This window comes from Rhodococcus sp. Chr-9, from assembly GCF_000801125.1.
In the GTDB taxonomy this organism is placed as follows: domain Bacteria; phylum Actinomycetota; class Actinomycetes; order Mycobacteriales; family Mycobacteriaceae; genus Rhodococcus; species Rhodococcus pyridinivorans.
Window position 1 is genome coordinate 1 of sequence record NZ_JTIZ01000023.1, and the last position, 25,588, is coordinate 25,588.

Annotated in this window: 23 protein-coding genes and 3 pseudogenes; 16 read left to right on the plus strand and 10 right to left on the minus strand. The window is 69.0% G+C overall.

All coding sequences use genetic code 11. From position 1 onward, the window contains the following. Window positions 1–77: 77 nt before the first annotated feature. The 3 genes from QR64_RS02570 to QR64_RS02580 form a co-directional block, all read right to left on the minus strand. Window positions 78–869, minus strand: a complete 792-nt coding sequence (locus tag QR64_RS02570; protein ID WP_033096735.1) for an FAD:protein FMN transferase — start codon at window positions 867–869, stop codon at window positions 78–80. A gap of 97 nt (window positions 870–966) precedes the next feature. After that, a complete protein-coding gene (locus tag QR64_RS02575; protein WP_033096736.1) occupies window positions 967–2,589 on the minus strand; it encodes an acyl-CoA dehydrogenase family protein in 1,623 nt (540 codons plus the stop codon). 4 nt (window positions 2,590–2,593) lie between these two features. After that, entirely contained in the window at window positions 2,594–3,256 is a 663-nt protein-coding gene (locus tag QR64_RS02580) for a TetR/AcrR family transcriptional regulator (RefSeq protein WP_024103164.1), read from the minus strand. Window positions 3,257–3,315: 59 nt separating this feature from the next. Here QR64_RS02580 and QR64_RS02585 point away from each other — a divergent pair, with 59 nt between their 5' ends. Both QR64_RS02585 and QR64_RS02590 read left to right on the plus strand, forming a co-directional pair. Then, a complete protein-coding gene (locus QR64_RS02585) occupies window positions 3,316–4,539 on the plus strand; it encodes a hypothetical protein (RefSeq protein ID WP_039583960.1) in 1,224 nt (407 codons plus the stop codon). A gap of 55 nt (window positions 4,540–4,594) precedes the next feature. After that, window positions 4,595–6,119 (plus strand): annotated as a pseudogene (locus QR64_RS02590) (carboxylesterase/lipase family protein). Window positions 6,120–6,177: 58 nt separating this feature from the next. Here the strand turns inward: QR64_RS02590 and QR64_RS02595 are convergent. Genes QR64_RS02595 through QR64_RS02605 form a run of 3 tightly spaced genes read right to left on the minus strand, consistent with a single transcriptional unit; the run spans window position 6,178 to window position 7,825 of the window. Continuing rightward, window positions 6,178–6,504: a cupin domain-containing protein gene (locus QR64_RS02595; RefSeq protein ID WP_006551553.1), complete on the minus strand. Its 327-nt coding sequence runs from the start codon at window positions 6,502–6,504 to the stop codon at window positions 6,178–6,180. Window positions 6,505–6,539: 35 nt separating this feature from the next. Continuing rightward, complete coding sequence (locus QR64_RS02600) at window positions 6,540–7,025, minus strand: dihydrofolate reductase (protein WP_033096739.1); 486 nt, start codon at window positions 7,023–7,025, stop codon at window positions 6,540–6,542. After that, the gene (locus QR64_RS02605; RefSeq protein WP_039583962.1) at window positions 7,025–7,825 is read right to left on the minus strand and encodes a thymidylate synthase; all 801 of its coding nucleotides are present in this window, start codon (window positions 7,823–7,825) and stop codon (window positions 7,025–7,027) included. The genes QR64_RS02600 and QR64_RS02605 overlap by 1 nt, the downstream gene beginning before the upstream one ends. 73 nt (window positions 7,826–7,898) lie before the next feature. On the opposite strand from QR64_RS02605, the gene QR64_RS02610 reads away from it, so the two are divergent. The 9 genes and pseudogenes from QR64_RS02610 to QR64_RS02650 all read left to right on the plus strand — a co-directional run bounded on the left by QR64_RS02610 (window position 7,899) and on the right by QR64_RS02650 (window position 16,288). Beyond that, window positions 7,899–8,765 carry an Fpg/Nei family DNA glycosylase gene (locus QR64_RS02610; RefSeq protein WP_039583963.1) on the plus strand — a complete coding sequence of 289 codons (867 nt, stop codon included), beginning with the start codon at window positions 7,899–7,901 and terminating at the stop codon, window positions 8,763–8,765. 10 nt (window positions 8,766–8,775) lie between these two features. Beyond that, window positions 8,776–9,432, plus strand: a complete 657-nt coding sequence (locus tag QR64_RS02615) for a tellurite resistance/C4-dicarboxylate transporter family protein (protein ID WP_019289860.1) — start codon at window positions 8,776–8,778, stop codon at window positions 9,430–9,432. An 83-nt stretch (window positions 9,433–9,515) separates the two neighbouring features. Further along, window positions 9,516–10,805 carry an ISL3 family transposase gene (locus tag QR64_RS02620; RefSeq protein ID WP_084222265.1) on the plus strand — a complete coding sequence of 430 codons (1,290 nt, stop codon included), beginning with the start codon at window positions 9,516–9,518 and terminating at the stop codon, window positions 10,803–10,805. A 527-nt stretch (window positions 10,806–11,332) separates the two neighbouring features. Continuing rightward, entirely contained in the window at window positions 11,333–12,424 is a 1,092-nt protein-coding gene (locus tag QR64_RS02625; RefSeq protein WP_006551558.1) for a hypothetical protein, read from the plus strand. Between the two features lie 76 nt (window positions 12,425–12,500). After that, window positions 12,501–13,044, plus strand: a pseudogene (locus QR64_RS25420) (ISL3 family transposase). Between the two features lie 10 nt (window positions 13,045–13,054). Continuing rightward, window positions 13,055–13,498 (plus strand): annotated as a pseudogene (locus QR64_RS02635) (tellurite resistance protein permease); the annotation flags it as partial. Next, the gene (locus QR64_RS02640; RefSeq protein WP_039583964.1) at window positions 13,495–13,989 is read left to right on the plus strand and encodes a hypothetical protein; all 495 of its coding nucleotides are present in this window, start codon (window positions 13,495–13,497) and stop codon (window positions 13,987–13,989) included. The pseudogene QR64_RS02635 and the gene QR64_RS02640, both read left to right, overlap by 4 nt. Continuing rightward, window positions 13,986–14,633 carry an alpha/beta family hydrolase gene (locus tag QR64_RS02645; RefSeq protein ID WP_019289864.1) on the plus strand — a complete coding sequence of 216 codons (648 nt, stop codon included), beginning with the start codon at window positions 13,986–13,988 and terminating at the stop codon, window positions 14,631–14,633. The genes QR64_RS02640 and QR64_RS02645 overlap by 4 nt, the downstream gene beginning before the upstream one ends. Further along, a complete protein-coding gene (locus tag QR64_RS02650) occupies window positions 14,630–16,288 on the plus strand; it encodes a GAF domain-containing sensor histidine kinase (protein ID WP_006551563.1) in 1,659 nt (552 codons plus the stop codon). The genes QR64_RS02645 and QR64_RS02650 overlap by 4 nt, the downstream gene beginning before the upstream one ends. A 25-nt stretch (window positions 16,289–16,313) precedes the next feature. Here QR64_RS02650 and QR64_RS02655 read toward each other — a convergent pair whose 3' ends face one another. Further along, window positions 16,314–16,961: a response regulator transcription factor gene (locus tag QR64_RS02655; protein WP_033096942.1), complete on the minus strand. Its 648-nt coding sequence runs from the start codon at window positions 16,959–16,961 to the stop codon at window positions 16,314–16,316. Window positions 16,962–17,145: 184 nt separating this feature from the next. Here QR64_RS02655 and QR64_RS02660 point away from each other — a divergent pair, with 184 nt between their 5' ends. Both QR64_RS02660 and QR64_RS02665 read left to right on the plus strand, forming a co-directional pair. After that, a complete protein-coding gene (locus tag QR64_RS02660; protein ID WP_039583966.1) occupies window positions 17,146–18,069 on the plus strand; it encodes a nitroreductase family protein in 924 nt (307 codons plus the stop codon). A 17-nt stretch (window positions 18,070–18,086) separates the two neighbouring features. Next, window positions 18,087–18,356: a hypothetical protein gene (locus QR64_RS02665; protein ID WP_006551566.1), complete on the plus strand. Its 270-nt coding sequence runs from the start codon at window positions 18,087–18,089 to the stop codon at window positions 18,354–18,356. Window positions 18,357–18,383: 27 nt separating this feature from the next. On the opposite strand, the gene QR64_RS02670 is transcribed toward QR64_RS02665, so the two are convergent. The 3 genes from QR64_RS02670 to QR64_RS02680 form a co-directional block, all read right to left on the minus strand. Continuing rightward, window positions 18,384–19,295 carry a universal stress protein gene (locus tag QR64_RS02670; protein WP_006551567.1) on the minus strand — a complete coding sequence of 304 codons (912 nt, stop codon included), beginning with the start codon at window positions 19,293–19,295 and terminating at the stop codon, window positions 18,384–18,386. A gap of 25 nt (window positions 19,296–19,320) precedes the next feature. Beyond that, entirely contained in the window at window positions 19,321–20,361 is a 1,041-nt protein-coding gene (locus tag QR64_RS02675; protein ID WP_006551568.1) for an LLM class F420-dependent oxidoreductase, read from the minus strand. 73 nt (window positions 20,362–20,434) lie between these two features. Continuing rightward, a complete protein-coding gene (locus tag QR64_RS02680) occupies window positions 20,435–21,343 on the minus strand; it encodes a universal stress protein (protein WP_006551569.1) in 909 nt (302 codons plus the stop codon). A gap of 146 nt (window positions 21,344–21,489) precedes the next feature. Between QR64_RS02680 and QR64_RS02685 the strand changes: the two genes are divergently transcribed. The 3 genes from QR64_RS02685 (at window position 21,490) to QR64_RS02695 (ending at window position 25,583) form a co-directional block, all read left to right on the plus strand. Then, window positions 21,490–21,933 carry an RrF2 family transcriptional regulator gene (locus QR64_RS02685; RefSeq protein WP_006551570.1) on the plus strand — a complete coding sequence of 148 codons (444 nt, stop codon included), beginning with the start codon at window positions 21,490–21,492 and terminating at the stop codon, window positions 21,931–21,933. A 54-nt stretch (window positions 21,934–21,987) separates the two neighbouring features. Continuing rightward, window positions 21,988–23,211, plus strand: a complete 1,224-nt coding sequence (locus QR64_RS02690; protein WP_019289865.1) for a globin domain-containing protein — start codon at window positions 21,988–21,990, stop codon at window positions 23,209–23,211. Between the two features lie 380 nt (window positions 23,212–23,591). Then, window positions 23,592–25,583: a M28 family peptidase gene (locus QR64_RS02695; protein ID WP_235366968.1), complete on the plus strand. Its 1,992-nt coding sequence runs from the start codon at window positions 23,592–23,594 to the stop codon at window positions 25,581–25,583. The last annotated feature ends 5 nt before the right edge of the window (window positions 25,584–25,588 follow it).

A 25,588-nucleotide genomic window follows, 5' to 3' on the forward strand; every position in this document is an offset into this window, starting at 1 on the left:
CGACGCGTCCACCGACCACCTGATCGAGGTCTACCGCACCCTGCGCGACGGAGCCTGATCGCATCCTGCTCGAGAGATCAAGCAGCCTTCGGATCGGACCAGGCCGTGGTGGTCCGGACCCGTCCGTGCGTGTCGACGAGACGCGCCGGCAGGTCGTACTGTTCGAGCCACGACAGGGCTCCGATGCCCCGCTGCAACGCCGTCGCCGCGGCCGCATGAGCCCACACCGCGTCGGGAGCGATGACGCTGACGAGACGCCACCGCTCGGGGTCGGCGACGTCGCTGGTGTGCGACGCCATCGCCGATCCGGCCGGCAGTTCGACCGAGCCCCGGTCCGGGAGCGGCACCTGCCATCCCCCGGCAGGCGCGTGCCCCGCGGTGGCCATCACGTCGCCGATGCGCACGAGCGCCCCGCATTCGAGCAGATTCGCGACGAGCGCCGCGGAGTAGTCGACGGTGTCGGCCACGGCCGTCGCGCCGAGTTCGAGACTCACCCCGAAAGGAGCGAGCACGATGTCTCCGTCGATCTGCACGTCGCGGTAGGTGGGGATGGGATGGATCGGCGGGATGGCTCCGGCATCGACGGAGGCGTCGTCGGAGTCGACCGGGGTGATGGTCCCGCCCGTCATGCGGGCCGCCCACAGCGCCGACCGCACCATCGATGCCAGTCGGGGGCTCATCGTGACCGGAGTGCCCTGCGCGAGGTTGACGGAGTGGATCTCGGCGTCGCCCCGGCGGCTGTCGCTCACCGCCTCGGATTCGGCGACGACGCCGCGCACGATCATGCGGGCACGGTGCAGTGCATGCGGCTCGGTCACCGCGAGTGCGATCTGCCGACCCCACTCCCACCATTCGTTGCTGCCGATCATGACGGGCTCCACCCGTAGTCGATTCCTCGCAGGACGTATTCCAGTATGCCCTCGACCTGAGACGGGTGACAGCGCCGCAGGATCGGACCCGCCCTCGTCAGACCCGGTCGAGGATCGCGGCGGTGTCCACGCCGGTCGGCAGTGTGCCCATCGCGATGCCCCAGTCGTCGTCGAGCCGACTGCGGCAGAACGCCTCCGCGACGGCGGGATGTCCGTGCCGGACGAGCTGCGCGCCCTGCAGGGCCAGGGCCATGAGCTCCACGACCCGCCGTGCCCGGTACTCGGCGTCCTCGAGGTCGGCGAGTTCCTTGCCGATCCGGGCGATGGCCGAATCGAGCCGCGGATCGGCACCTTCCGCAAGCCTGACCTCGGTGAAGAACGCCTCGACGGTGTCGGGTTGCCGCGCCATTGCACGCAGCGCGTCGAGTGCCGCGACGTTGCCGGATCCTTCCCAGATCGACATGAGCGGCGACTCGCGATAGAGCCGCGGCATGCCCGATTCCTCGGCGTAGCCGTTGCCGCCGAGGCATTCGAGGGCTTCGGCGGCGACCGCGGGTGCCCGCTTGCACACCCAGTACTTGGTGACGGCCAGCGCGATGCGGCGCAGGGCGGCCTCCTGCTCGTCCCCGGCGGCGCGGTCGGTGGCCCCGGCCAGACGCATCATCATCGTCGTCGCGGCATCGGACTCGACGACGAGATCGGAGAGGACGTTGCGCATGAGCGGCTGGTCGACGAGCAACGCGCCGAACGCCTTCCGGTGACGGGCATGGTGAACCGCGCGCAACGTCGCGACCCGCATGTTCACGGCCGAGCCGATGACACAGTCGAGTCGCGTCATGTTCACCATCTCGATGATGGTGTTGATGCCGCGACCTTCCGGGCCGACGAGCCAGCCGATCGCGTTCTCGTACTCGATCTCGGAGGAGGCGTTCGACTTGTTGCCGAGCTTGTCCTTCAGCCGCTGGATGCGGATGGCGTTGCGGGTGCCGTCGGGCAGGACGCGCGGGAGCAGGAAGCACGACGGTCCGTGCTCGGTCTGCGCGAGCGTGAGGAACAGGTCGGACATCGGCGCGGACGTGAACCACTTGTGCCCGACGATCGTGTACGAACCGTCGGCGTTGGGGGTCGCGGTGGTGGTGTTGGCGCGGACGTCGGAACCGCCCTGCTTCTCGGTCATCGACATCCCGGCGATCAGGCCACGTTTCGTGGAGGGTTCGCGCAGCCCGAAGTCGTAGTGCGGCGCGGCCAGCAGCGGCTCGTAGCGCTCGGCGAGTTCGGCGTTGTGGCGCAGCGCCGGGATCGCGGCGTAGGTCATCGAGATCGGGCACATGTGCCCGGCATCGGTATGCCCCCACACGTAGAACTTCGCGGCACGGGCAACGTGCGCGCCGGGACGCGGGTCGCGCCAGGGTGCCGCGTGCAGGCCGTTCTCGACGGCGACGGTCATCAGGTCGTGCCAGTGCGGATGGAACTCGACCTCGTCGACGCGGTGGCCGTAGCGGTCGTGGGTGTGCAGCACGGGCGGATACTCGTTGGCGAGCCGCCCCCAGTCCTGGGCACGGGCGGTGCCGGCGAGGGCGCCGAGTTCGCGGACCTCGTCCTCGGCCCAACTCGCCCCTTCGCGGCGCAGTCCTTCGAGGAGGGCGGGGTCGTCGGCGGCCCCGTAGGGCTCGAGGTCCGGTACCTGGTTGAACACTTCGTGGGTGGCGGGGAAATTCACGGCTTCACTCCTGAGTCGTTCCGGAAGGCAGATGCCCCGCCGCTCGCAGTACGAGGACGACGAGGTCGGGGACGGTGGATCCGGCCGCGCTGTCTCGAAGGCGACCGTCGGCCGCACTGTCTCGAAGGCGACCGTCGGCCGCGCCGGGGAGGCGACCGGTGAGCACCTCACCGACAGCCCCGACGAGCGCCGCGGCGGTGAGCTCGACGTCCTGTTCGGGGAATTCACCGGTCTCGACGCCGTGGCGCACGGCGTTCGCGAAGGCCGCTGCGAAGGCGCGGCGCAACACGAGTCGTTCGGCGTCGACCGCGGCGTCGACCGGTTCGGCGAGCAGGGCGTAGGCGAGGGTGGGATTGCGCAGCGCACGGCGGGAGAAGGTGTCGACCACCGCGGTCACCCGGTCGGCACCGGATCCGGTTGCGGCCGCGGACGTCACGGCCTCGACCTCCCGCTCGCACAGTTCCCGGAAGATCCGCACCATGAGATCGGACTTGTCGACGTAGTGCCGGTAGACGCTGCCGGTGGCGACGCCGGCCCGTTCGGCGACCGCCGAGACGGACAGTCCGCTGTATCCGCGTTCGCTGAGCAGAGTCACGGCGGCAGCGGCGATGGCCTCGCGCTGCGCGTCGAGGCGCTCCTGCACTGCGGGTGTCCGCCGGTACGCCACACCAAGGATTGAACCTCGGTTCAGTGCTTCGGTCAACGGTCGGCGCTACGGTCGGGATTGTGAATCGCCTGAGCGTCGTGGACGAGATGTTCCTCCACCGCCACAAAGGAACCGGCCTGCCGTCGGTGATGCAGGGTCTGTGGCGCACCGACGAGACCGTGGACGCGACCCTGTTGCTGTCCCTGCACGACGTGCTGTCCGAAGGCCCGCTCGGTCGCCGTGTGGTCCGTCCCCGGGTTCCCGGTGCACGCCCCCGCTTCGAACCCAACACGCACGTCCATCCACTGCGCTATCCCGCGACCCCCATCCCCGACGACGAGCTCCTCGCCTGGGCCGACGAGCACGCGAACGTGGACGTCGATCCCGAGCTCGGTCCCGGCTGGGCGGTCGCCGCGACCCGACTCACGAGCGGCGGCACCGCACTGTCGATCGTGTGCTCGCACGTCCTGACCGACGCGCGGGGATTCGTCCGCGCGGTCGCCGACGCGCTCGCCGACCGGCCGCGACGACCCGACCCCGGTCGCCGATCCGACCTACGCGATGCGATGCAGTTGTTCCGGAAGGTCGGCAGCGGGCTGCGCCGCGTGAAGTACACACCTCGCACGGAGAAACCGACCGCGCCGCAGTCGGTGCACTCGCGACCGCGCACCGCGCTCGTCGACGTCGACGCGGCGCAGTGGAAGGCCGTCGCGGCCGCGGAGGACGGCAGCCCGAACGCCCTGCTGCTCGCCTTGTCCGCCGGTGTCGCCCGGCGCGCCCGCATCCCGTTCCCCGTGCGCATCTCCGTTCCGGTCGACGACCGGAAGGAAGGAACCGTCTCCAACGGCGTGTCGATGGTGGGGATCACCGTCGACGACGGCGACACGCTCGCCTCCATCCGGGCCCGCGCCGCGCACGCCTATTCGCAGCCGCGGGAGGGCGCGCCGCACAACATGCCGGCCGAGATCCTGCAACTCCTCCCCGACCGGATCGCCGCCCGCGTCGCGCGCGGTGCCGGTGAGCGGGACCTGTTGTGTTCCAACATCGGCGCGGTGCCCCGCGAGCTCACCACGCTGGGCCCGTACCGCACCACCGGGATCGCGATGCGCGCTATGCACCCGGGACTCGACACCCGGCCGGCCCGCACCACGACCCGCCTGTCGGTCTACGCCTGCCACACCGACGAGCGGTACACACTCGCGTTCGTCGCCCTCGACGAGGAGCGCTTCCCCGACACCGCGACGCTGCACACCTACGTACGGGCAGAGCTCGCGGGCCGAGGCCTCGAGCCCCACTTCTGGTGACGTCGACGGTGGACACGGCGGCTACCGTGACGCCCCGTCACGTACAGTGCGGAGCATGACGCCCGAGACCCACGTCACATTCGCCGACGGAACCGTCCGCGGCACCCGGCTCGACGGCCTCCTCGCCTGGCGCGGCATTCCCTACGCCGCTCCCCCGGTGGGCCCGCTGCGGCTGCGGGCGCCGCAACCGGTCGAGCCCTGGACGGGAGTGCGCGATGCGACGCAGTTCGGAAATGCCCCCGCAGCGTCCGCGCTACGCCGAGACCGGTCGTCGCGGGGTGCGAGTGCGTCCCGACGAGGACTGCCTGACCCTCAACGTGCTCGCCCCCGCCGGTCGGGTCCATGCACCGCGACCGGTCATGGTGTTCATCCACGGCGGCGCCTTCACCCTCGGCACGAGTGCCCTGTCGGTCTACGGCGGCGAGTCGCTGGTCCGACGCGGCGACGTAGTCTACGTGTCGATCAACTACCGTCTCGGAGCGCTCGGCTATCTCGACTTCGGGTCCTTCTCCACCGATTCGGTCCGATTCGATTCCAATCTCGGTCTGCGCGACCAGGTGGCGGCGCTCGAATGGGTCCAGCGCAACATCGCGGCCTTCGGCGGCGACCCCGACAACGTGACGATCTTCGGCGAGTCCGCCGGCGGCACCTCGGTGACGACCCTGCTCGCGACACCCGCCGCGCGCGGACTGTTCTCCGCCGCGATCGCACAGAGCCCGGCGCCGAATCTCGTCGTCACCTCCGACCGCTCGGCCGAATGGGGCCGGAAGTTCGTCGAACTGCTCGGTGCCGATCCGGATACCGCCGCGCAGGCGCTGCTCGACACCTCCCCCGTCGAACTCGGGCGGGTGGGATCGCGCCTCGGGGCGCAGGTACTGCGCGCGACTCCCGGTCTGCATCCCTTCGGCCCGGTCGTCGACGGCGATTTCGTTCCGCTCCAACCGCTCGAGGCGTACGAGACGGGCGCGGCGCATCCCGTTCCGCTCGTGCTCGGGACGAACGACCGCGAAGGTGCACTGTTCCCGAAGTTCCTCGACGCGCTGCCGACGAACCCTCGGCGGATCGACGCACTGTTCGCCGCGACAGATCCCGAGGCGAAGGATCGCATCACGGGGATCTATCCGGGATATCCGGACGAGCGTGCCGCGATCGATCTCGGCGGCGACCTCACCTTCTGGTATCCGTCCGTGCAGTTCGCGCAGGCACATTCGCGTTTCGCGCCGACCTTCATGTACCGCTTCGATCTCGCGCCGCGAGTGCTGCGCTGGACGGGCTTCGACGCGACGCACGCGGTGGAGTTGCTCGCGGTCTTCGACCAGACCGACGAACCGCTCGGCCGGGCGCTCACGGCACTCGGTGGGCGACGCGGCCTGCGGACGGCCGCCGGGGCGATGCAGCGCCAGTGGCTGAACGTGGCCCGGCACGGTGAACCACTGCCGTCGTGGCCACCCTACGACGAGAAGGACCGCGCGACAGTGATTTTCGACGAGGTCACGCGCATCGAGCACGATCCGCGTCGCGAGCGCCGCCTCGCGTGGGAGGGCTACCGCGGGTACGCCGCTCCGGCACCTGTTCAGTAAGCGCCGCTTCTCGACGCGCGCAATGAGCGTCGCTACTCGGCGCGTGCAGTGAGCGACGCTACTTGGCGACGGTGAGCAGGAAGGCGACGTCCTCGATGGCGCTGACGCTGTGCCGGACCGGCGGGATGATGATCATGTCGCCCGCCGAACCCTTCCACACGTCGTTGCCGGCGACGAGCTGGAGCTGACCCGACAGCACCTGCAGGGTCGCCTCGCCCGGGCTGTCGTGCTCGCCGAGTTCGTGCCCCGCCAGCAACGCGACGACGGTCTGCCGCAGGTGCTTGGTATGCCCACCGAAAACCGTCTGGGAGCTGCGTCCGCTGCTGGACGTCGCTGCGAGTTTGAGCTGCTGCCGTGCCATGGCGGTCAAGGAGAGCTTGTCCATGTACCGCAGTATCGCTCAGATGCCGCCGCGAGAACTCAGCTTCGGGCGTACCGGATCCAGCGGAACCTGATTCCCTTGGTGGACGTCAGCCATTCTCCGGGATCCGCCACCCACTCGGCGCCGATCGGAGGTGCGGTCGCATCTCCTGCGACGTCGAGGTCGACCTCGGTCACGAGCAGCTGCTTCGCGAACGGCATCGCCTGCGCGTAGATCTGGCCCCCACCCATGACGACGACCTCGTCCTCACGGGCGAGTGTCAGTGCGTCCTCGAGGCTCGTCGCGGTCTCGGCGCCCTGGGCCGACCACTCGACGTTGCGGGTGACGACGATGTTCCGGCGTCCCGGTAGCGGCCGGAACCTCGGCGGCAGTGAATCCCAGGTGAGCCGGCCCATGATCACCGGCTTTCCCATCGTCGCGTCCTTGAAGAACGCCATGTCCTCGGGGATGTGCCACGGGATGGTGTTCTCCCGGCCGATCACACCACCACGTGCCTGAGCCCAGACGAGGGTGACATCCCCCATCAGACGGCCACCGGCGCCTTGATCGCCGGGTGGTGCCGGTAGCCGACCACCTCGACGTCCTCGTAGCGGTAGTCGAAGATCGAGTCGCGCGGGTGCAGCTTCAACGTCGGGTAGGGATACGGATCACGGGTGAGCTGCTCCGTGACCTGCTCGATGTGGTTCGAGTAGATGTGGCAGTCGCCGCCGGTCCAGATGAACTCTCCCGGCTCGAGTCCGGTCTGCTGCGCGACCATGTGGGTGAGCAGCGCGTAGCTGGCGATGTTGAACGGCACGCCGAGGAACATGTCGGCGCTGCGCTGGTAGAGCTGGCAGCTGAGCTTGCCGTCGGCCACGTAGAACTGGAAGAAGGCGTGGCACGGCATGAGCGCCATCTTGTCGAGCTCGGCCACGTTCCACGCCGAGACGAGGATGCGCCGCGAATCGGGGTCGGTGCGCAGGGTCTCGATCACCTGGCCGATCTGGTCGATGTGCTGCCCGTCGGGGGTCGGCCACGAGCGCCACTGCACGCCGTAGACCGGGCCCAGATCGCCGTCGGGTGCGGCCCACTCGTCCCAGATCGTCACGCCGTGCTCCTGCAGCCACTTGACGTTGGAGTCGCCGCGCAGGAACCACAGCAACTCGTAGACGATGGACTTCAGGTGCACCTTCTTCGTGGTGATCAGCGGGAAGCCCTCGGACAGATCGAAGCGCATCTGATGGCCGAACAGGCTCCGCGTGCCGGTTCCGGTACGGTCCGCCTTCTCCGCGCCGGTCTCGAGGATCAGGCGCATCAGGTCTTCGTAGGGCGTCGACACAGTCACGAGCGCAGTCTATCGGTGGGTCGAAGGTGTCCGTCGCCACCCGCGAACGGCCCGGCGACCGTAGCCTGTTCCCATGCCCGAGCTCCCCGAGGTGGAAGCACTTGCGGTGTTCCTGCGCGAGCACGCGGTCGGCAGCGTCATCGGACGCATCGACGTCGCGGCGCTGAACGTACTGCAGACGGCCGACCCGCCGATCACGGCGCTGCAGGGACGCGACATCACCGGAGCGGTGCGCTTCGGCAAGTTCCTCGCGATCGACTGCTCGGGGCTGCACCTGATCACGCACCTGTCGCGCGGCGGCTGGTTGCGCTGGCTCGACGAACCGTCGCAGACTCCCCCGAAACTCGGTCGCGGTCCGCTCGCCCTCCGCGTGCACCTGTTCGCCCCCGACGCGACGACACCGGCCTTCGATCTCACCGAGGCCGGCACGAAGAAGCGCCTCGCGGTCTGGATTGTCGACGATCCGCAGCAGGTGCCCGGCATCGCCCGCCTCGGCCCCGACGCGCTCGCCCTCACCCGCGACGAGTTCGCCGAGCTCCTGACCGACAGCACCTCGCGCCTCAAGACGCTGCTCACCGATCAGAAGGTTCTCGCGGGCATCGGCAATGCCTACTCCGACGAGATCCTGCACGTCGCTCAGCAGTCGCCGTTCGCGACCGCCGGCAAGCTCACCGACGACGCGGCGACCGCCCTTTACGGGGCGATGCGGTCGGTGCTGACCGATGCCGTCACGCGCTCGGTCGGGCAGGACGCGGCGCGCCTCAAGGGCGAGAAACGGTCGGGGCTGCGCGTGCACGGCCGCACCGGTGAGCCGTGCCCGGTGTGCGGCGACACCGTCCGCGAGGTCTCCTACACCGACCGTTCGTTCCAGTACTGCCCGACCTGCCAGACCGGAGGGAAGGTCCTCGCCGACCGGCGGATGTCCCGCCTGCTGAAGTAGCGGGCACGCAGTGCAGGCCCCTTCCCGTCTCCGCGAAGAAGTCCGCATCCTCGCGCCGGGTTACTTCGCCTTCGTCATGGCCGGCGGAATCGTGTCCACCGGACTCCACCTCCGCGGTTTCCACCTCGCATCGGCCGTGCTGCTGATCGTGTCCGCGATCGGATACGCGACGCTGGTGGCCCTGTCGGTGTGGCGGTTCTTCGCGTTCCGCGACGAGGTCCGCGCCGATCTCGCCGATTCCGGACGGGCGTTCGGCTTCTTCACCTTCGTCGCGGGCAGCAACGTGCTCGGCGTACGCCTGATGATGGACGGCTGGCATTCCACCGCGGCCGTACTACTCGTGGGCGCGGCGGCGACGTGGCTGGTGCTCGGATATGTCGTCCCGTGGACCGCCGTGCTCGGCACGGCGGAGCGTCCCGTCCTCGCGAAGGCGAACGGAACGTGGTTCATCTGGGTCGTCGCCAGCGAGTCGGTGGCCATCGCCGCGGCCACGCTCCAACCGGTCTACCGCGAACTGGACCGGCTCCTCGCCGCCCTCGCGGTGTTCACCTGGGGCGTCGGGCTGTTCCTGTACGCGGCGGCCGGCGTCTTCGCCGCGGTTCGGATGTTGGAGTACCCGTTGCGACCCACCGACCTGACCGCCCCTTACTGGGCTCTTCGCGCTTGAGCGGGGTGCCCGGTAGTTGATGGGGCTCGTGGCCCCGACATGCTGTTGGTCTCTCACAACGCGACAACAGCGAGACCACGAGCATGAACGAGGGTACGTCAGTGCTGCTCGGGCTGGAGGACGAGTTCACCGTCCCGCAGCTCGAACGAATCGATGCCGACACGGTGCGTGTCGTCATCGAGGTCATCGACCCGGAGGGCGCCTGCCCCGAGTGCGGGGTGCTCACCTCAAGGATCAAGGAGCGGCCACTGGTTCGAGTCAAGGACTTGCCTGCCTCCGGCCAAAGAACCGATCTGTGGTGGCTCAAACGGCGCTTGGTGTGCCGCGAACCGGCCTGTGGGGCAGCGACATTCACGCAGCAGTCCCGCGCTGCGCCGGCACGGTCGCGGCTCACGACCCGGCTACGAGAGAAGATCGGTTCGGCGATCGCGTCGGGCAACCGCGCCGTCAGCGAGGTCGCTAGCGAGTACCAGGTGGCGTGGTCGACCGCGCACCGGGCGCTCATCGCACTGGCCAACCAGTGGCTGCCCGAGCCGGAACCCACCCGCGTGCTCAACATCGACGAGACCCGCGCCCGGTCGGTGCGCTGGGTGCTCGAAGAGGCCGGCTGGACACCGTCGAACCCGTGGATGACCTCGTTCGTCAACGCCGACCCCACCCTGCCCGGGCACCTTCTCGGGCTGACCCCGGGACGCTCCGGGGCGTGCGTGATCGACTGGCTCGCGCTGCAGACACCCGCGTTCCGGGCCGGCATCGACCTGGTCGTGATCGACCCGTCCGCGCCGTACGCGGGCGGGATCCGCACCGCCCTGCCGGACGCGCGGATCGCAGTCGACAAGTGGCATCTCGTCGCCCTCGCCAACCTCATGGTCACCCAGGTCCGTCAACGGATCACCCGGCAACTGCACGGCCGCCGCGGCACCGCCACCGACAAAGTCTGGGCCAGCCGGCAACTGCTGCTCACCGGCTACGAGCACCTCACCGTGAAGCAAAAGGCCCGGTTCAACGCCGCCCTCGCCGCCGAGGATCCGACCAACGAGATCGCCGCCGCGCATGCCGTCAAGGAACGCCTGCGCCTGCTGCTGGCCGAACACCAGCCGCACCAGATCCGGCGCAGGCTGTACGACTTCTACGACGCCGCCGCCCGCGCCGACATGGAGGAAACCAGCCGCCTGGCGACCACGATCGACACCTGGTGGCCAGCGGTGCTCGTCGCGCTCACCGAGGACGTGACCAACGCCCGCACCGAGGGCTTCAACCGGATCATCAAGCAAACCAAGCGTGTCGGATGCGGCTTCACCAACATGGACAACTACCGAAGGCGCATCATGGTCCACATCGCCCTCACCCGAGGGCAGAGACCAGCAGCATGAAATCAGCACACGCCCCGCTCAAATGCGGAGAGCCATTTATCTCTGCAGTAAACGCCCGGCCCGTCTTCGGCGCCTCGTGCCACACATGCCTTCCCGCTCGGGTTGCGGCGGGCCATAATTCGCCTTTCACGTGCCCGGCTTGCCGTCTTCGGAGCTGGGCCTTGACACCCCTGCACCGGGTACCCCCGCATCAGTACCGCACCTGCCGCTGGGCAGTCGATGCATCACCTGTCCGAACGGAATCGACCGGCCCCACGCTGATCACTGCTCCCACACCGCCGAAGCACTTCAACCGATCCGTCACTGCAGCATCATCGAGAAGCCGTCCTCGACACCGGCAGGTCCCGGGCCCGCTGGCTGTGATGTCTTCGCGCTGGCGGCGTCGGCGGGGAGAGGATTTCGCAGTGAGCAGCACCGCTCTCTCCGGGATCGAGGCGACCACCGAATCCGGCCCGCGGTGCTGCACGAAACCTTGGGGCTCCATCGAGCCAGTGGCAATCGGCCCGTGGTTGCCTCACCATGGAGCGGTGACTGCTAAGCGTCGCCGATCCACCGCCGATCCTGCCGAACCCCTTTCCGATGCCGAGCTGCTCATCGGCCTGGTGGTCTCACCATCCCTGAGTGCGATGCTCGGCCCCGAGGTCACCACCTCGGTGCGCAAGATTTTGGTGCAGCGGTATCCGGGAGTGCGCTGGCAACTGAAGATGGCCGAAGACCGGCTGGTCGATCCACCCACCGAGACCTTGGACCTGCTGGAGGCGGCCCGAAACCGCGTGCTGGAGGAGAACTGGGATTTGGCCGTGGTGCTCACCGAGATCCCCCTGAAGACCGGCCGACGTCCGGTGCTCACCCAGCTCAGCCCCGTGCACGGGGTAGGACTGGTCTCCGTCCCAACCCTGGGAGCCGTGCACGTGCGGCAGAAGGTGCAAGAGACCACCGTGCACGTGGTCGGGCAGCTCCTGGGCTACGACGCCGAAGACCTCAACGCCCAGCGGGATCTTGCTCGAAGAGCCCACCAGCTGTCCACCGATCTCGACGAACGCCCGGACGACAACGTCGTGCAGTTCACGGCCCGAGTGCTGAGCGGCAACGTGCGGTTGCTGCTGGGCATGATCCGCGCCAACCAGCCTTGGGCCTTCGTGGCCCGGCTCTCCCGGGCGATGGTCGTGGCAGCGGCCACCGGCATGCTGACATTGGTGGCCTCGGACCTATGGGTACTGGCCATGGCCTACGGGCCGGTGCGCCTGGTCCTGCTGGCGGTGATGGCGATCGGGGCGGTGAGTGCCACCCTGATCCTGGGAGCCGACTTGTGGGAGCGCCCACGGCGGCGAGCCCAACGTGAGCAGGTGATCCTGTTCAATTTGGCCACCACCGCGACCGTGGCCATCGGGGTTGTGGTGTTCTACCTCGGCTTATTCATCCTGTCCTGGGTCGGCGCGCTGCTGCTCATCGACGAGCAGGTACTGGCCGGTGTCGCCGGTCACCCAGTGAACGCTTTGGACTACGCGAAGATCAGCTGGCTCACCGCCAGCCTGGCCACCGTGGGCGGAGCACTAGGAGCTGGACTGGAGGACGACGATGTGGTGCGCGCCGCTGCCTACACCCGGTCCAGCACCTGACACAGCCCCAGCACAGAAGAAACTGAAACATCTACGCGTTGATGCCACGTCTATGCAGGTGTCATTGCCGGTCGCGATGACTTGGTGGGCTCAGCGCAGTGCGCTGCCTCGTACTCGGCGGGTGGGGCGTTGCCGAGGCGGGTGTGCGGGCGGGCGCTGTTGTACCTGTCGATCCGGGATCCGCACCGCCCTGCCGGACGCGCGGATCGCAGTCGACAAGTGGCATCTCGTCGCCCTCGCCAACCTCATGGTCACCCAGGTCCGTCAACGGATCACCCGGCAACTGCACGGCCGCCGCGCATGCCGTCAAGGAACGCCTGCGCCTGCTGCTGGCCGAACACCAGCCGCACCAGATCCGGCGCAGGCTGTACGACTTCTACGACGCCGCCGCCCGCGCCGACATGGAGGAAACCAGCCGCCTGGCGACCACGATCGACACCTGGTGGCCAGCGGTGCTCGTCGCGCTCACCGAGGACGTGACCAACGCCCGCACCGAGGGCTTCAACCGGATCATCAAGCAAACCAAGCGTGTCGGATGCGGCTTCACCAACATGGACAACTACCGAAGGCGCATCATGGTCCACATCGCCCTCACCCGAGGGCAGAGACCAGCAGCATGAAATCAGCACACGCCCCGCTCAAATGCGGAGAGCCCCTTACTGGGTGTCGATGGGAGCGTGCTCGATCACCGTCGTGGCGGGTTCACGGATCGTCGAGATGGACGACGCACCGATGGTCGACGCGACCCGCGGACTGATCGCGGGCCTCGCCGTCGTCATCTGGGTCTTCGCGACGTGGCTGCTCCCCCCGCTCGTCGCGGCCGGTTGGTGGCGACACCGCGTCCACCGGGTGCGGCTGGACTACGACTCGTCCCTGTGGTCGATCGTCTTCCCGCTCGGCATGTACGCGATCGCGGGGATGTATCTGGGTCGCGCCGACGATCTGCCACTGGTCGGCGCGATCGGCGCCGCCGAATTGTGGGTCGCGGTGGCGGCCTGGGTCGCGGTGTTCGCCGCGATGCTGCACCGCATGTGGGTACGGCTCATACGGCCGGTCGAGCGCGACCGACGGTGACCGCCCGTGCTCGGGCCCGCCCCATCCCGCCGTACCAGCGGACGGCGAGCACGACAGCCAGGGCCACAGGCCTGGTCGCCGGTGCGGCCGGCGTGGCCGCCATGACCATCGGGGAGAAGATCGAGCAGGCCGTCACCGGGCGACCGAACTCCCACGTGCCGGGCCGCGTACTCGCACGGTTGACGGGCGCCTCGGAATCGGCCGGACAGCGCTCGACCGCCCTGAACTGGGCGATGCACTTCGGGCAGGATATCGCCCTCGGCGTCCTGCGTTCGGTCATGGCCGAGGTGGGCCTGCGGGGGCCGCTCGCATCGTCGAAGTTCACCGTCGTCCGTCTGACCAACGACCAGATCCTCGAGAACGCGACCGGCGTGGGAGCACCCCCGCAAACGTGGCCCCGTTCCGAGCTGGCGATCGACGTCCTCCACAAGAGCGTCTACGGCTTCGTCACCGGTGCCGTCGCCGACGCGGCGGTTACCGTATCGGTGTGAATGTCGAACCGCTGGACACCGGCACCGTGGCCGGTCACCTGCATCTTCCCGAGGGCAGTCCGCGGGGTGCCGTCGCGTTGACGCACGGCGCCGGCGGCAACTGCGACGCCCGGATCCTGCAGCTGATGTGCTCCCGGTTCGCCGATGCCGGCTTCCTCGCCCTGCGCTACGACCTGCCGTTTCGCCGTCGCAAGCCCAAGGGACCCCCGCAGCCGTCCCGCGCCGCGGAGGACCGCGAGGGTGTGTCTGCCGCGGCCGCGGAGCTGCGCGACCGCGTGTCCGGGCCCTTACTGCTCGGCGGCGTCTCCTACGGCGGCCGGCAGACGTCGATGCTCGCGGCCGACGAACCCGGCATCGCCGACGCCCTCGTCCTGCTGTCCTATCCCCTCCATCCCCCGGGCAAGCCGGAGAAGCTGCGCACCGAGCACCTGCCGAAGATATCGGTGCCCACGGTGTTCGTCCACGGCGACCGCGACCCCTTCGGTACCTTCGACGAACTGCGGGAGGCACTCGATCTCCTGCCCGCGGCCACGACTCTCATCGAGGTCACCGGGGCCGCACACGACCTGAGCCGCGCGAAGACGGATCCCTCGGAATCCGCCGTGTCCGCCGCGCTGCACCTGCTGGAAGAGAAGAAGTCATGATCGAACCCACCGACGTCGCCATCGACACGCTGCTCGCCGAGCTCCGCGACCGGCTCGACGATTCCGTCGACGCCCCGACGACCCTGCGCGGACTGCTCGAAGCGGTGCTCGTCGTGGGGTCGGGTCTCGAACTCGACTCCATGCTCCAGCGCATCGTCTCCGCCGCGACCGCCCTTCTCGACGCCCGCTACGGCGCGCTCGGCGTGCGCGCCGCCGACGGTGGTCTGTCGGAGTTCGTGTACGTCGGGATCAATCCGACGCAGCGCGAGGTGATGGGCCATCTGCCCGAGGGCCGGGGCATCCTGGGTCTGCTCATCAACGATCCCCGGCCGGTCCGTCTCGGCGACCTGTCGAAGCATTCCGCCTCCATCGGTTTCCCGCCCAACCATCCGCCCATGAAGAGCTTCCTCGGAACTCCGATCATGGTGCGCGGCAAGGTTTTCGGCAGCATCTACCTCACCGAGAAACTGGGCGCACCCGAGTTCACCGAAGAGGACGAGGTGATCCTCAAGGTGCTCGCGATGTCCGCCGGTGTGGCCGTCGAGAACGCGCGCCTGTTCGAGGGCTCCCTCGACCGCGAGAGATGGCTTACCGCAATGGCATCCATCAACTCCCGGCTGCTGATGGGTGGGTCGGTGGACGAGACGCTGTCGATGCTCACCGGCCAGGTCCGCGAACTCGCCCGGTGTGCGGGCGCCTATGTGATGCTCGTCGACGGCCACCACGGCCGCCTGCAGGCCGCGTCCCCCGCGGCGCCGTGCGGGAAGGACAAGCGTTTCGATCTCACCGGATCGCCTGTGCTGAAAGCGCTCAAGAGCAGGCAGCCGATGCACCTCGACACTCTCGAGGGACTGCCACCGATGGAGCAGGGCGACGAGGGCCACGCGGTGGTGCTGCCGCTGTCGGCGACGTCGACGGTCACGGGTGTGCTCGTCGCGACCCGCGAGGCCGGTACCGAACCGTGGGACGACGAGGACGTGGCCCGCTTCGAATCCATGGCGAACCTCGCGGCCGTGGCCCTCGAATTCGCCGAACAGCAACGCAAGAAGCGGTTGCTCGACGTGCTGGCCGATCGCGATCGCATCGCACAGGACCTGCACGACAACGTCATCCAGCGCCTGTTCGCCACGGGTATGAGCTTGCAGAGCGCGACCGCGGACGGTGCGGGTACCGAACGCGTCGTGGAGGTGATCCGCCACGCGATCGAACAGCTCGACCGGACGGTGCGCGAGATCCGCACGACCATCTTCGATCTGCACACCACCGGCGCGGCGGCGTCGAACAGTCTGCGCCGGAGACTGCTGGACGTGGTGGGCGACCTGAGCATCCACTCCTCGGTGGCGCCCAACGTGCAGTTCGTCGGACCCATCGACACGCTGGTGCCGATGCGCATCCACCCGCATGCCGAGGCTGTTCTCCGCGAGGGGCTGAGCAACGCGCTGCGCCATTCCCAGTCCGACAACATCTCGGTGTCGGTCTCGGTTCAGGACGATTTCCGGATCGAGATCCTCGACGACGGCACGGGTCTGCCCGACATGCCTCGCCGCAGCGGGCTGGCGAACCTCGAGCGGCGCGCCGTGCAGTGCGGCGGGTCGTGCGAGATCGGTCCGGCCCACCCGCGCGGCACCCGGGTGCTGTGGGCGGTCCCGCTCTGACGGAACGGGTCCCGCCCGCGTCGGACTAGGACGTCGGCTTGCCGCGCTCGTTGCGCAGCTCGGTGGCGAGCACCGCGGCCTGCGTGCGGCGCTGCATGCCGAGCTTCGCCAGCAGCCGCGAGACGTAGTTCTTCACGGTCTTCTCCGCGAGGAACAGCCGCTCGGCGATCTCGCGGTTGGTCAGGCCTTCACCGATGAGTTCGAAGACGGCGCGTTCCTGCTCCGACAGCTCGGCCAGTGGATCGGCCGTGCGCGATGCCCGGATCCGCTCCATGAGGGCGGCGGTGGCACGGCTGTCCAGCAACGAGCCGCCCTCGCCGACGGTGCGGATCGCCGAGACGAGGTCGGTGCCGAGGATCTGCTTGAGCACGAACCCCGAGGCACCCGCCATGATCGCGTCGAAGAGTGCCTCGTCGTCGGCGTAGGAGGTGAGCATCAGGGCGCGCAGACCCGGCATGCGGGTACGCAGCTCGCGGCACAGTTCGACACCGTTGCCGTCGGGAAGCCGCACGTCGAGCACCGCGACGTCGGCGCCGCTCTCGGGCACGCGGGCCAGGGCCTCGCCCACCGAGGCGGCCTCACCGACGACGGTGAAGTCGGGCACGCTGCTCAGCAGATCCACCAGGCCGCGCCGCACGATCTCGTGATCGTCGACGAGGAACACGCGGGTCATCTCGGGCACCTTTCGTTGACATGCTGTCCCGTCATTGTCCCAGGTGTACCGCGATACCCACGTCCTCGGGGCCGTTCGACGCCCATCTGGGGACCTTCTCCCCCTGCCCCGCGGGCGCCGCTCGGGAGACGCTGGAAGGGCAGAGGTGGACATGTAGGGCGAACGAGCCGACGCGGAGGATGTCGTGACTGTCGATGCCGGAACCTGGTCGCTCGGTGACACCGAGATCATTGCGCGTGCGGTGGTGGAGGCACCCTCGGTACACGACACGCAACCGTGGAATCTGCGACTGCCCGATCACAGCGCCGAACTGGAGGAACGCCTCGAGTTCGCCGAGCCGGGACCGGACCCGCTGCGCGTCGACCGGTTGATCTCGTGTGGCACGGCCCTCGCGAATCTCGAGCTCGCGATCCGGGTCCTCGGCAACCGATCGCGCACCTCGGTGCTGCCCGATCCGCAACGTCCGGAGCTCATCGCCCGGATCGAGACGCTCGGCTCGGGTACCCCGAGTAGCCGCGACCTGCGGTTGTACGCCGCCATCTCGCATCGGCGCAGCCATCGCGAATCGTTCACCGACATCCCGGTGCCGACGGCGACGCTCGCAGACGTCGTCGCCGCGGCCGGGGAGATACCCGACGTCGACGTGCGTCTGCTCGCCGCCGACGAGGCCGTCGCCCTGGCGCAGGTGCTCGCCTATGCGGCGGAGGCCCGCCGGCGTCACCCGCACTACCAGCGGGAGATGTTCTCGTGGACCTCCCACTGGCAGCCGCGCGGCAACGCCGAGGTGGTCACCACCTGGAGCGCGACCCTCGACGAACACGGCGCGGCCGGCGAGGCCATGGTCACGTCGGGGATCCCCGACGTCGATGCGCTGGCGGCGGCGATCGCGCGCGAATCGGTGCTGCTGTTCTCCGCCCCGTCCACCTCGCCGGCGGATCTGGTCCGGGTGGGCGCGGCGGTGGAGCGGTGCTGGCTCGCGGCCATCGATGCGCGATTGTCGGCGTCGGTCGTGACGCATCCGCTGCGGGTCGAGGACGCCGGTTCGCGCCTGGCAGAGATGCTCGACCTGCCGGTCGTGCCGCTGGTGATCCTGCGCGTGGGTTTCTGACGAGAAGAGAGATCGAGGTGACGATGAGCGCACCGACCGAGGATCCGATCGACGATCCGACCCGCGAGTTGTTCCGCACGGCCCTGGACATGGCACAGGCCGCCAAGGCCGGCAACGTCTCCGGGTGGCTGTCCGCCCGTTACGAGTGCGGGCGCGTCGAGGACGTCGCGTTCGTACTCTCGCAGATGCTCGGGGTGCTCATCGAGAACGGCGCGATCAGCCGCGGCGTGCATCCGGCCGACGCGTGGAGGGAACTGCGCGAGCGGGGCGTCGACGACTTCGGGTGACGCCCCGCATCGCTCCCTCGTCCGGGATCAGTCCTCGGTCTGCTTCGACCGGACGACGAGGACCGGGCAGTCCGCGGTCTGGATCAGCGCATTGCTCGTGGAGCCGAGCAGCAACCCCTTGAAGCCGCCGCGTCCGCGGGTTCCGACCACGAGAAGCTGTGCGGCCTCGGCGTATTCGCTGAGCACTCGCACCGGCCGGTCGCGGGCGACGACACGTTCGACGGTGACGTCCGGGTACCGCTCCTGGTATCCGGCGAGACGTTCGGCGAGCACGATCTCCTCACCGGTCTGGATCCGGCTCCAGTGCGGGTCCTCCGGGACGGCGCCGAGCGAGGGCTGGACGCTCACGTCGCTCCACACGTTCACCGCGACGAGCGTCGCGCCGCGTGCGGATGCCTCCTCGAACGCGACCTCCACCGCGTCGCGGCACGAGACCGAGCCGTCGACACCGACGACGACGGGCCCCTTTGTCGGCGGCGCACCGTCGAAGGTGCGGCCCCGCACCACGACGACGGGCGCCATCGCGTGCGAGACGACCGCCGTGGAGACCGAACCGGCGAGCAGGCCCTTCACCTCGCCGAGGCCGCGCGAGCCGACGACGAGCCGGTCGGCGTGCTCGGCCTGTGCGATGAGCGTGGGAACGACCTTGCCTTCGAGCTGTTCGGTGGTGATCTCGACGTTCCCGTGACGGTTCTCGTCGATGATCTGCCGGGCGAGCACGGCCGCGTTGTCGAGCCGGTCGCGGGCCGTCGCCTTCATCTCCTCGTGGAAGCTCTGCGCGAGGTAGGGCTCGGAGTAGTAGAAGGCGGGGATGTGCACGACGGTGACGATGCGCAACGGCAGGCCGCGGATCGCAGCCGTCCGTGCCGCCCAGTGCACCGCGGTCGTGGACGCGTCGGATCCGTCGACGGCCACGACGATCGGCTTGTTCTCGGTCATCGCACGAGGAACCTTTCTCGGTGGGTCAGCCGCAGATCTGCCGCAGCTGTTCGATCAGTCGCACACGACCTGCGGTGTCGGCCGCGAAGGGGGTGACGTTGAGGGTGGTGACCCCGGCCTCCGCGAAGGCAGCGACTCGCTCCCGCACGAAGCCCTCCGAACCGATCAGGGAGATCGAGCGGAGCAGTTCGACGGGCACCGCCGCGGCCGCCTCCTCCTTCTTGCCGGCCAGGTAGAGCTCCTGGATGGTCTCGGCTTCCTTCGCGTAGCCGTAGCGGATCGCGAGGTCGTTGTAGAAGTTCTTGCCCTTGGCGCCCATGCCGCCGACGTACAGCGCGACCATGGGCCGGACCCAGTCGAGCATGTGGTCGACGTCGTCGCCGATGGCGAGCGGGGTCTGCGCGTAGATCTGCAGGTCGCCGAGTGCGGGATCGCGCTTGGCCTTGCCCTTCGCGATCGATTCGCCCCACACGTCGGCGGCCTTCTCCGGGTAATAGAACAGCGGCTGCCAGCCCTCGGCGATCTCGGCGGTCATCTCGACGTTCTTCGGGCCGAGCGACGCGATGATGATCGGGATACGTTCGCGCACAGGCTTGTTGATGATCTTCAGCGGCTTGCCGAGTCCGGTGCCGCGGTCTTCGGGCAGCGGGATCTGGTAGTACTTGCCCTGGTGGTCCACCTTCTCGCGGCGCCACACCTGCCGGCAGATGTCGACGATCTCGCGGGTGCGACCCAGCGGCGCGTTGTAGGGAACGCCGTGGAAACCTTCGATGACCTGAGGGCCCGACGCGCCGACACCGAGCACGAATCGGCCGTCGGAGACGAAGTCCAGACCGGCCGCCGTCATGGCGGTGAGCGTCGGTGTCCGGGTGAACAACTGGAGGATGCCGGAGGCGAGTTCGACCCGGGAGGTCTTCGCCGCCAGATAGCCGAGCTGACTCACCGCATCGAACGAATAGGCCTCGGGTACGAACACGATGTCGAGGCCGGCCTTCTCCAGGTCGGCCACCTCCGCCGCGGTCTCCGCGAAACCTCCGCTGTAGTTCAGTCCCATCCCGATGCGCATGCGCCACCTTCGTCCCTGCTGCACACCCCCGTTCGGGGGCGCGATCGTCCATGTGCCCCGCACACTACCGCCGTCAGGAGGTGACCGGTCGCACCACCATCACCGGGCAGCGCGCCTCGCGCATGAGCGCGTTTCCGGTAGAACCGAGCACCATCCCCTTGAAGCCTCCCCTGCCGCGAGTCCCTACCACGACGAGCTGGGCTTTCTCGCTCCAGGACTGCAGATGGGCGCGGGGGCCGTCGACGTAGACCTTCCGGTGGACCGTCACGTCCGGATAGCGCTCGCCGTAGCCCGCGAGGCACTCGGACAGCAGGGAGTGCTCGTACTCCTCGAACGCGCGGGGATCGAAGTCGAGGGGCGACTCGTCGATCTCCCCGACTTTCAGGTCGCTCCAGACGTGGACGGCGACGAGGTCGACCCTGCGCCAGGATGCCTCCTCGAACGCCAGATCGACCGCTTGGCGGCTCGCGGGGCTGCCGTCCACGCCGACGACGACGGGTCGCTCGTCGGGGACGGGCCCTTCCGGTCCTCGCACCACGACGACCGGGCATTCGGCATGACCGGCGACGGAGACCGGGGTGGAACCGAGGAAGGCCTCCCCCATCTTGGTGCTGCCGGTGGCCCCGAGGACTATCATGCGCGACGTGCGGGACAGTTCGACGAGCCACTTGGCGCTTCCGGTGAGGGCGAGCTCGGCGGTGATCTCGAGGTCCGGCGCCACCGCCTCGGCGGTCTCTGCAGCCTCCTTCAGGAGTGCCTGAGCCTCGGCCTCGCTCCATTCGAAGACCTGCGAGGGGCGGAAGAAGGGAAGTTTCGTCCAACCCGAGGGTGCGAAGTCCACCGCGTGGACGAGATGCAGTGGGATCTTCCGGCCGGCCGCGGTGGCGGCAGCCCACCTCACCGCCCGCTCGGAGGCCGGGGAACCGTCGGCACCGACGGTTACGTGGTTGTGGTCGCGGGGTGCTTCACCGAGAGGTTTCACGTCCGTGAGGCTAGTCGGATCCGGTACGTCCGGATACGGACTTTGGTCATCACATCGGGATTCCTTCGGTGGCAATGCATTCCATCGACAGCGATGTGCGTCACATAAAATTGTCATCGCGAATGCGAATTTACTAGCGTAGGGCCATGCAACTCACCCGGTTCACCGATCTCGGACTGAGAGTTGTGATGCATCTCGTCGCCGGCCCGGCGGGGAGTATGCCCGGTACCAGAACGATTGCAAACCAGCTCGATCTGTCGTACGCACATACGACGAAGGTCGTCGCCCGACTCGGCGAGCTCGGGGTGGTGGCCACCCGCCGCGGACGCGGCGGAGGCCTGACCGTCACCGAACTCGGCCGCACGGCGAGCCTCGGATGGCTCACCCGAGCCCTCGAAGGTGAAGAAGAAGTCGTCGAGTGCGAAGGAGCGAAGCCGTGCCCCCTGCGTCACGGCTGCACCCTGCGCTCGAAGCTGCGTACCGCACAGGACGCCTTCTACGCCGCTCTCGACGACGTCACGATCGCCGACCTGGCGACCCCTGACGCCGGTCCGGTCCTGCTCACCCTCGAACCACCCACCGGCCGCTGACCCACGGCGAGGCTGCCGGTGCAGCCCGTCACGACACACACGAGGAGACACACCATGCCGCTCTCACCCGAATCCAAGGACGTCATCGCCGCGACCCTCCCGGCGGTGGGAGCCGCCATCGGCGACATCACCCCGTTGTTCTATAGCAAGATGTTCGCCGCCCATCCCGAGCTCGAACGCGATCTGTTCAACCGCGGCAACCAGAAGCAGGGTGAGCAGCAGAAGGCACTCGCCGGATCGATCGCGGCCTTCGCGACGCTCCAGCTCGATCCCGATCCCGCCCGTGTCGAGGCGATCCTGTCCCGCATCGCCCACAAGCACGCCTCGCTCGGCATCAAGCCCGACGAGTACTGGATCGTCCACAAGCACCTCTTCGAGGCGATCGTCGAAATCCTCGGAGAGGCAGTGACTCCGGAAGTCGCGAAGGCGTGGGACGAGCTGTACTGGCTGATGGCCAATACCCTCATCTCGATGGAGGCCGATCTGTACCGGGCCGCAGGTGTCGAGGCCGGCGACGTCTGGCGCACCGTCCGCGTCGCCGACCGCGTCCACCAGTCCGCCGACACCGTCTCGTTCGTGCTCACCTCGCTCGACGGTTCCCCGCTGCCCACCTTCCGTCCGGGCCAGTACCTCTCGGTCGGCGTCCGCCTCCCCGACGGCGCCCGCCAGATCCGTCAGTACAGCCTGTCGAGCGCACCCGCGAAGGGCGACTGGCGTATCACCGTCAAGCGGGTCCTGGAGACCACCGCACCCGACGGCACCGTGCTTCCCGCCGGTGAGGTGTCGAACTTCCTGTACAACAACGTCTTCGAGGGCGACGAGCTGGAAGTCACCACTCCCTTCGGCGATCTCGTACTCACCGAGGACGACACCCCGATCCTGTTGGCGTCCGCCGGCATCGGATGCACCCCGATGATCGGCATGCTCGATCATCTCGCCGGCGTCGGCGACGAGCGTCCCGTCGCGGTCCTGCACGCCGACCGGTCGGTCGCGAGCCACGCCCACCGCCGCGAGCTCGAGACCCTTGCCGAGAAGATCCCGTCGGCCCAGCTGTACCGCTGGTACGAGGACCTCGGCAACCGCCGGCCGCTCGAGACGGTCCGCGTCGGACGTGCCGACATCTCCGATCTGCCGCTCGATCCGAAGACCCAGGCCTACCTGTGCGGCCCGCTGCCGTTCATGCTCTCGCTGCGCGAGGCCCTGATCGAGCGCAACGTCCCGGCCGAGAACATCCACTACGAGGTGTTCGGGCCCGACAGCTGGGCGCCTGCCTCCTGATCCGACCCGATCCGATCGCGGTGCCCCGGCCGAGTCTGCCGGGGCACCGCTGCATTCGCGGCTAGGCTGCACCCATGGACTCCGCCGCGGCTGTTCGCCACCCGGCCCGGTCCCCGCGCAGCCGATTCACGGCACTGGGTAGCCGTGTCCTCGCACTGATCGGAGTCCTCCTCGTGGCGGGCCTCGTCGCCCTGTTCCCCGGGTCCGACGAGCCNCCCGCCGACGTCTTCAGCGCCGCCCGCGCCGGCGAACACATCGACGCGATCGCCACCGGCCCACGGCCGCTCGGATCGACCGCCCACGCCGATGCCCGCGACCATCTCGTCGCCGTCCTCGAGGAACTCGGGTGGTCCACCCGCGTCGACTCCGGCGTCGGATGGATGGCGCGGTCCGGTGAGGCCACCCAGCGCGGCGCCCGCGTGCAGAACATCGTGGCGACCCGGGACGGTACCGACCCCACCGGCACCGTCGTGCTCGCCGCGCACTACGACACGGTCCGGGGCTCCCCCGGCGCGGGCGACGACGGGATCGGCGTCGGCACGGTCCTCGAGGTCGCGCGTGCCATCGATTCCGGTCCTCCCCCACGGAACGACGTCGTCGTCCTGCTCACCGACGGTGAGGAGAACGGTCTGCTCGGCGCCCACCGGTTCGTGGGCACGGAGTCGGTGCGGGCCGGTCCCGTCGTCGTGCTCAACCACGAGGCGCGCGGAAACGCCGGTACTCCGACGACCTTCCGGATCACCTCACCGAACGGCGTCCTGATCGACAGCCTTGCGGGAGCGCCGGGAGCGAACGCCGACTCCCTCACCGAGCTGATCTTCGAGGCACTGCCGAACGACACCGATTTCCGACGCTTCGCCGAACACGGCCACCACGCCCTCGACACCGCGATCTCCGCGGGCTCGGCGTACTACCACAGCCCTCTCGACACCCCCGACCGTCTCAGCCGGACGTCGCTGCAACACATGGGCGACACCTCCCTCACGACCGCCCGCACGCTCGCCGGATCCGATCTCACGACCGTCGGCGACGGCGGCGACCAGGTCGTGACGACCGCGCCCTGGGGACTTCTCCACATTCCGCGCTGGGCCGAGATCGTCGGGGCGATCACGCTGGCCGGAATCGTGGGGGCGATCGTCGTACTGCAGGTGCGCCGCGGCGAGACGTCTGCCTGGCAGGTCGGCGCGGCCGTGGCCGTGGCCCTGCTCGCCGCCGTGCTCGCGGCGGGCGCAGCGTGGCTGCCGTGGTGGATCGTGCAGACCGTCGATCCGGGCATGGCCGCGCCGGTCGCCGACGAGCCCTACCGGCCGGGTGTCTTCCAGTTCGCGGCGGTCGTCGCGGCCCTCGGCGTCCTGCTGGTCGCGCGATCGTGGTGGGGTCGCGGCCGTCCGGCCGCCGCGCTCACGTGCGGAGCGTTCACGCTCGTCGCGCTGCTCGCGCTCGCCGGCATCCCCTTCGCCGGTGTGCCTCTGACAATGCTCGTACTCATCCTGCCGGCGGCGCTGGGTCTGCTGGTGGCGCTGCTCCTTCCGCAACGCGACACGGTGTGGCCGCTCGTCGCGATCACGCTGGGCGCGCTCGGGTCGCTGATCTTCGGCCTGCCCGCCGTGTTGGTGTCGTTCGACGCCGGACTCCTCTACGGGGCACCGGTGGCCGGTCTGTTCGTCGCATTCACGTTCGCCGCGGTACTCCCGCTGTGCGAGCCGTTCGCGTCGACCACCCGCGGGCTCGTCGTCTCCGCGACCGGCACGATCGCGATCGTCGTGGTGGGCACGCTGCTCGCCGGCTACCTCAACCGGGACGGGGCGACCGATCCCCGGCAGGAGTACCTTTGGTACTCGCTCGACGCCGATCGGGGTGCCGCGGTGTGGGGATCGCCGGACGGCCCGAGATCCGACTGGAGCGAAGGGCTGCTCACCACCGGTCCCGAATCGCTCCCCACCGCCTTCCCGTGGCGGGAGTACCGGCCGATGTACCACGGGCCCGCTCCGGTCGCCGACCTCGAGGCGCCCGAGGTCGAGATCCTCGAGGACACGACCGGCGGAAGCGCCCGGAAGATACGACTGCGGTTGAGCTCACCGAGGAACGCCCAGGCTGTCGGGTTGTGGATCGACAACACCACCGCCCACGTCCACGGCGCGACGGTGGACGGCTTCCGCGCCGAACCGTCCGACGACTTCGGTTTCCTGTTCTGGGCTCCCGGCGCCGACGGGATCGAGGTCGAGCTGACGTTGAGCATGCTCGAGAGCCGCCTAGGCGTCCGCGTCGCCGATCTCGGTGACGATCTCGGCGAAGTAGCCGGCCTCGAGCCACCCGCGGATCGCGTCGTCGTCCAGCCGACGGTGGCCGTGACGCGGACCCTACAACTGTAGGGCCG

Bases quoted from the DNA above. Each gene is read 5' to 3' on its own strand.
- QR64_RS02650 (WP_006551563.1), top strand. From the start codon at position 14,630: ATGATCGAACCCACCGACGTCGCCATCGACACGCTGCTCGCCGAGCTC.
- QR64_RS02655 (WP_033096942.1), bottom strand. From the start codon at position 16,961: ATGACCCGCGTGTTCCTCGTCGACGATCACGAGATCGTGCGGCGCGGC.
- QR64_RS02600 (WP_033096739.1), bottom strand. From the start codon at position 7,025: ATGGGGGATGTCACCCTCGTCTGGGCTCAGGCACGTGGTGGTGTGATC.
- QR64_RS02595 (WP_006551553.1), bottom strand. From the start codon at position 6,504: ATGGACAAGCTCTCCTTGACCGCCATGGCACGGCAGCAGCTCAAACTC.
- QR64_RS02685 (WP_006551570.1), top strand. From the start codon at position 21,490: ATGCAACTCACCCGGTTCACCGATCTCGGACTGAGAGTTGTGATGCAT.
- QR64_RS02620 (WP_084222265.1), top strand. From the start codon at position 9,516: ATGAACGAGGGTACGTCAGTGCTGCTCGGGCTGGAGGACGAGTTCACC.
- QR64_RS02695 (WP_235366968.1), top strand. From the start codon at position 23,592: ATGGCGCGGTCCGGTGAGGCCACCCAGCGCGGCGCCCGCGTGCAGAAC.
- QR64_RS02610 (WP_039583963.1), top strand. From the start codon at position 7,899: ATGCCCGAGCTCCCCGAGGTGGAAGCACTTGCGGTGTTCCTGCGCGAG.
- QR64_RS02675 (WP_006551568.1), bottom strand. From the start codon at position 20,361: ATGCGCATCGGGATGGGACTGAACTACAGCGGAGGTTTCGCGGAGACC.
- QR64_RS02690 (WP_019289865.1), top strand. From the start codon at position 21,988: ATGCCGCTCTCACCCGAATCCAAGGACGTCATCGCCGCGACCCTCCCG.
- QR64_RS02570 (WP_033096735.1), bottom strand. From the start codon at position 869: ATGATCGGCAGCAACGAATGGTGGGAGTGGGGTCGGCAGATCGCACTC.
- QR64_RS02670 (WP_006551567.1), bottom strand. From the start codon at position 19,295: ATGACCGAGAACAAGCCGATCGTCGTGGCCGTCGACGGATCCGACGCG.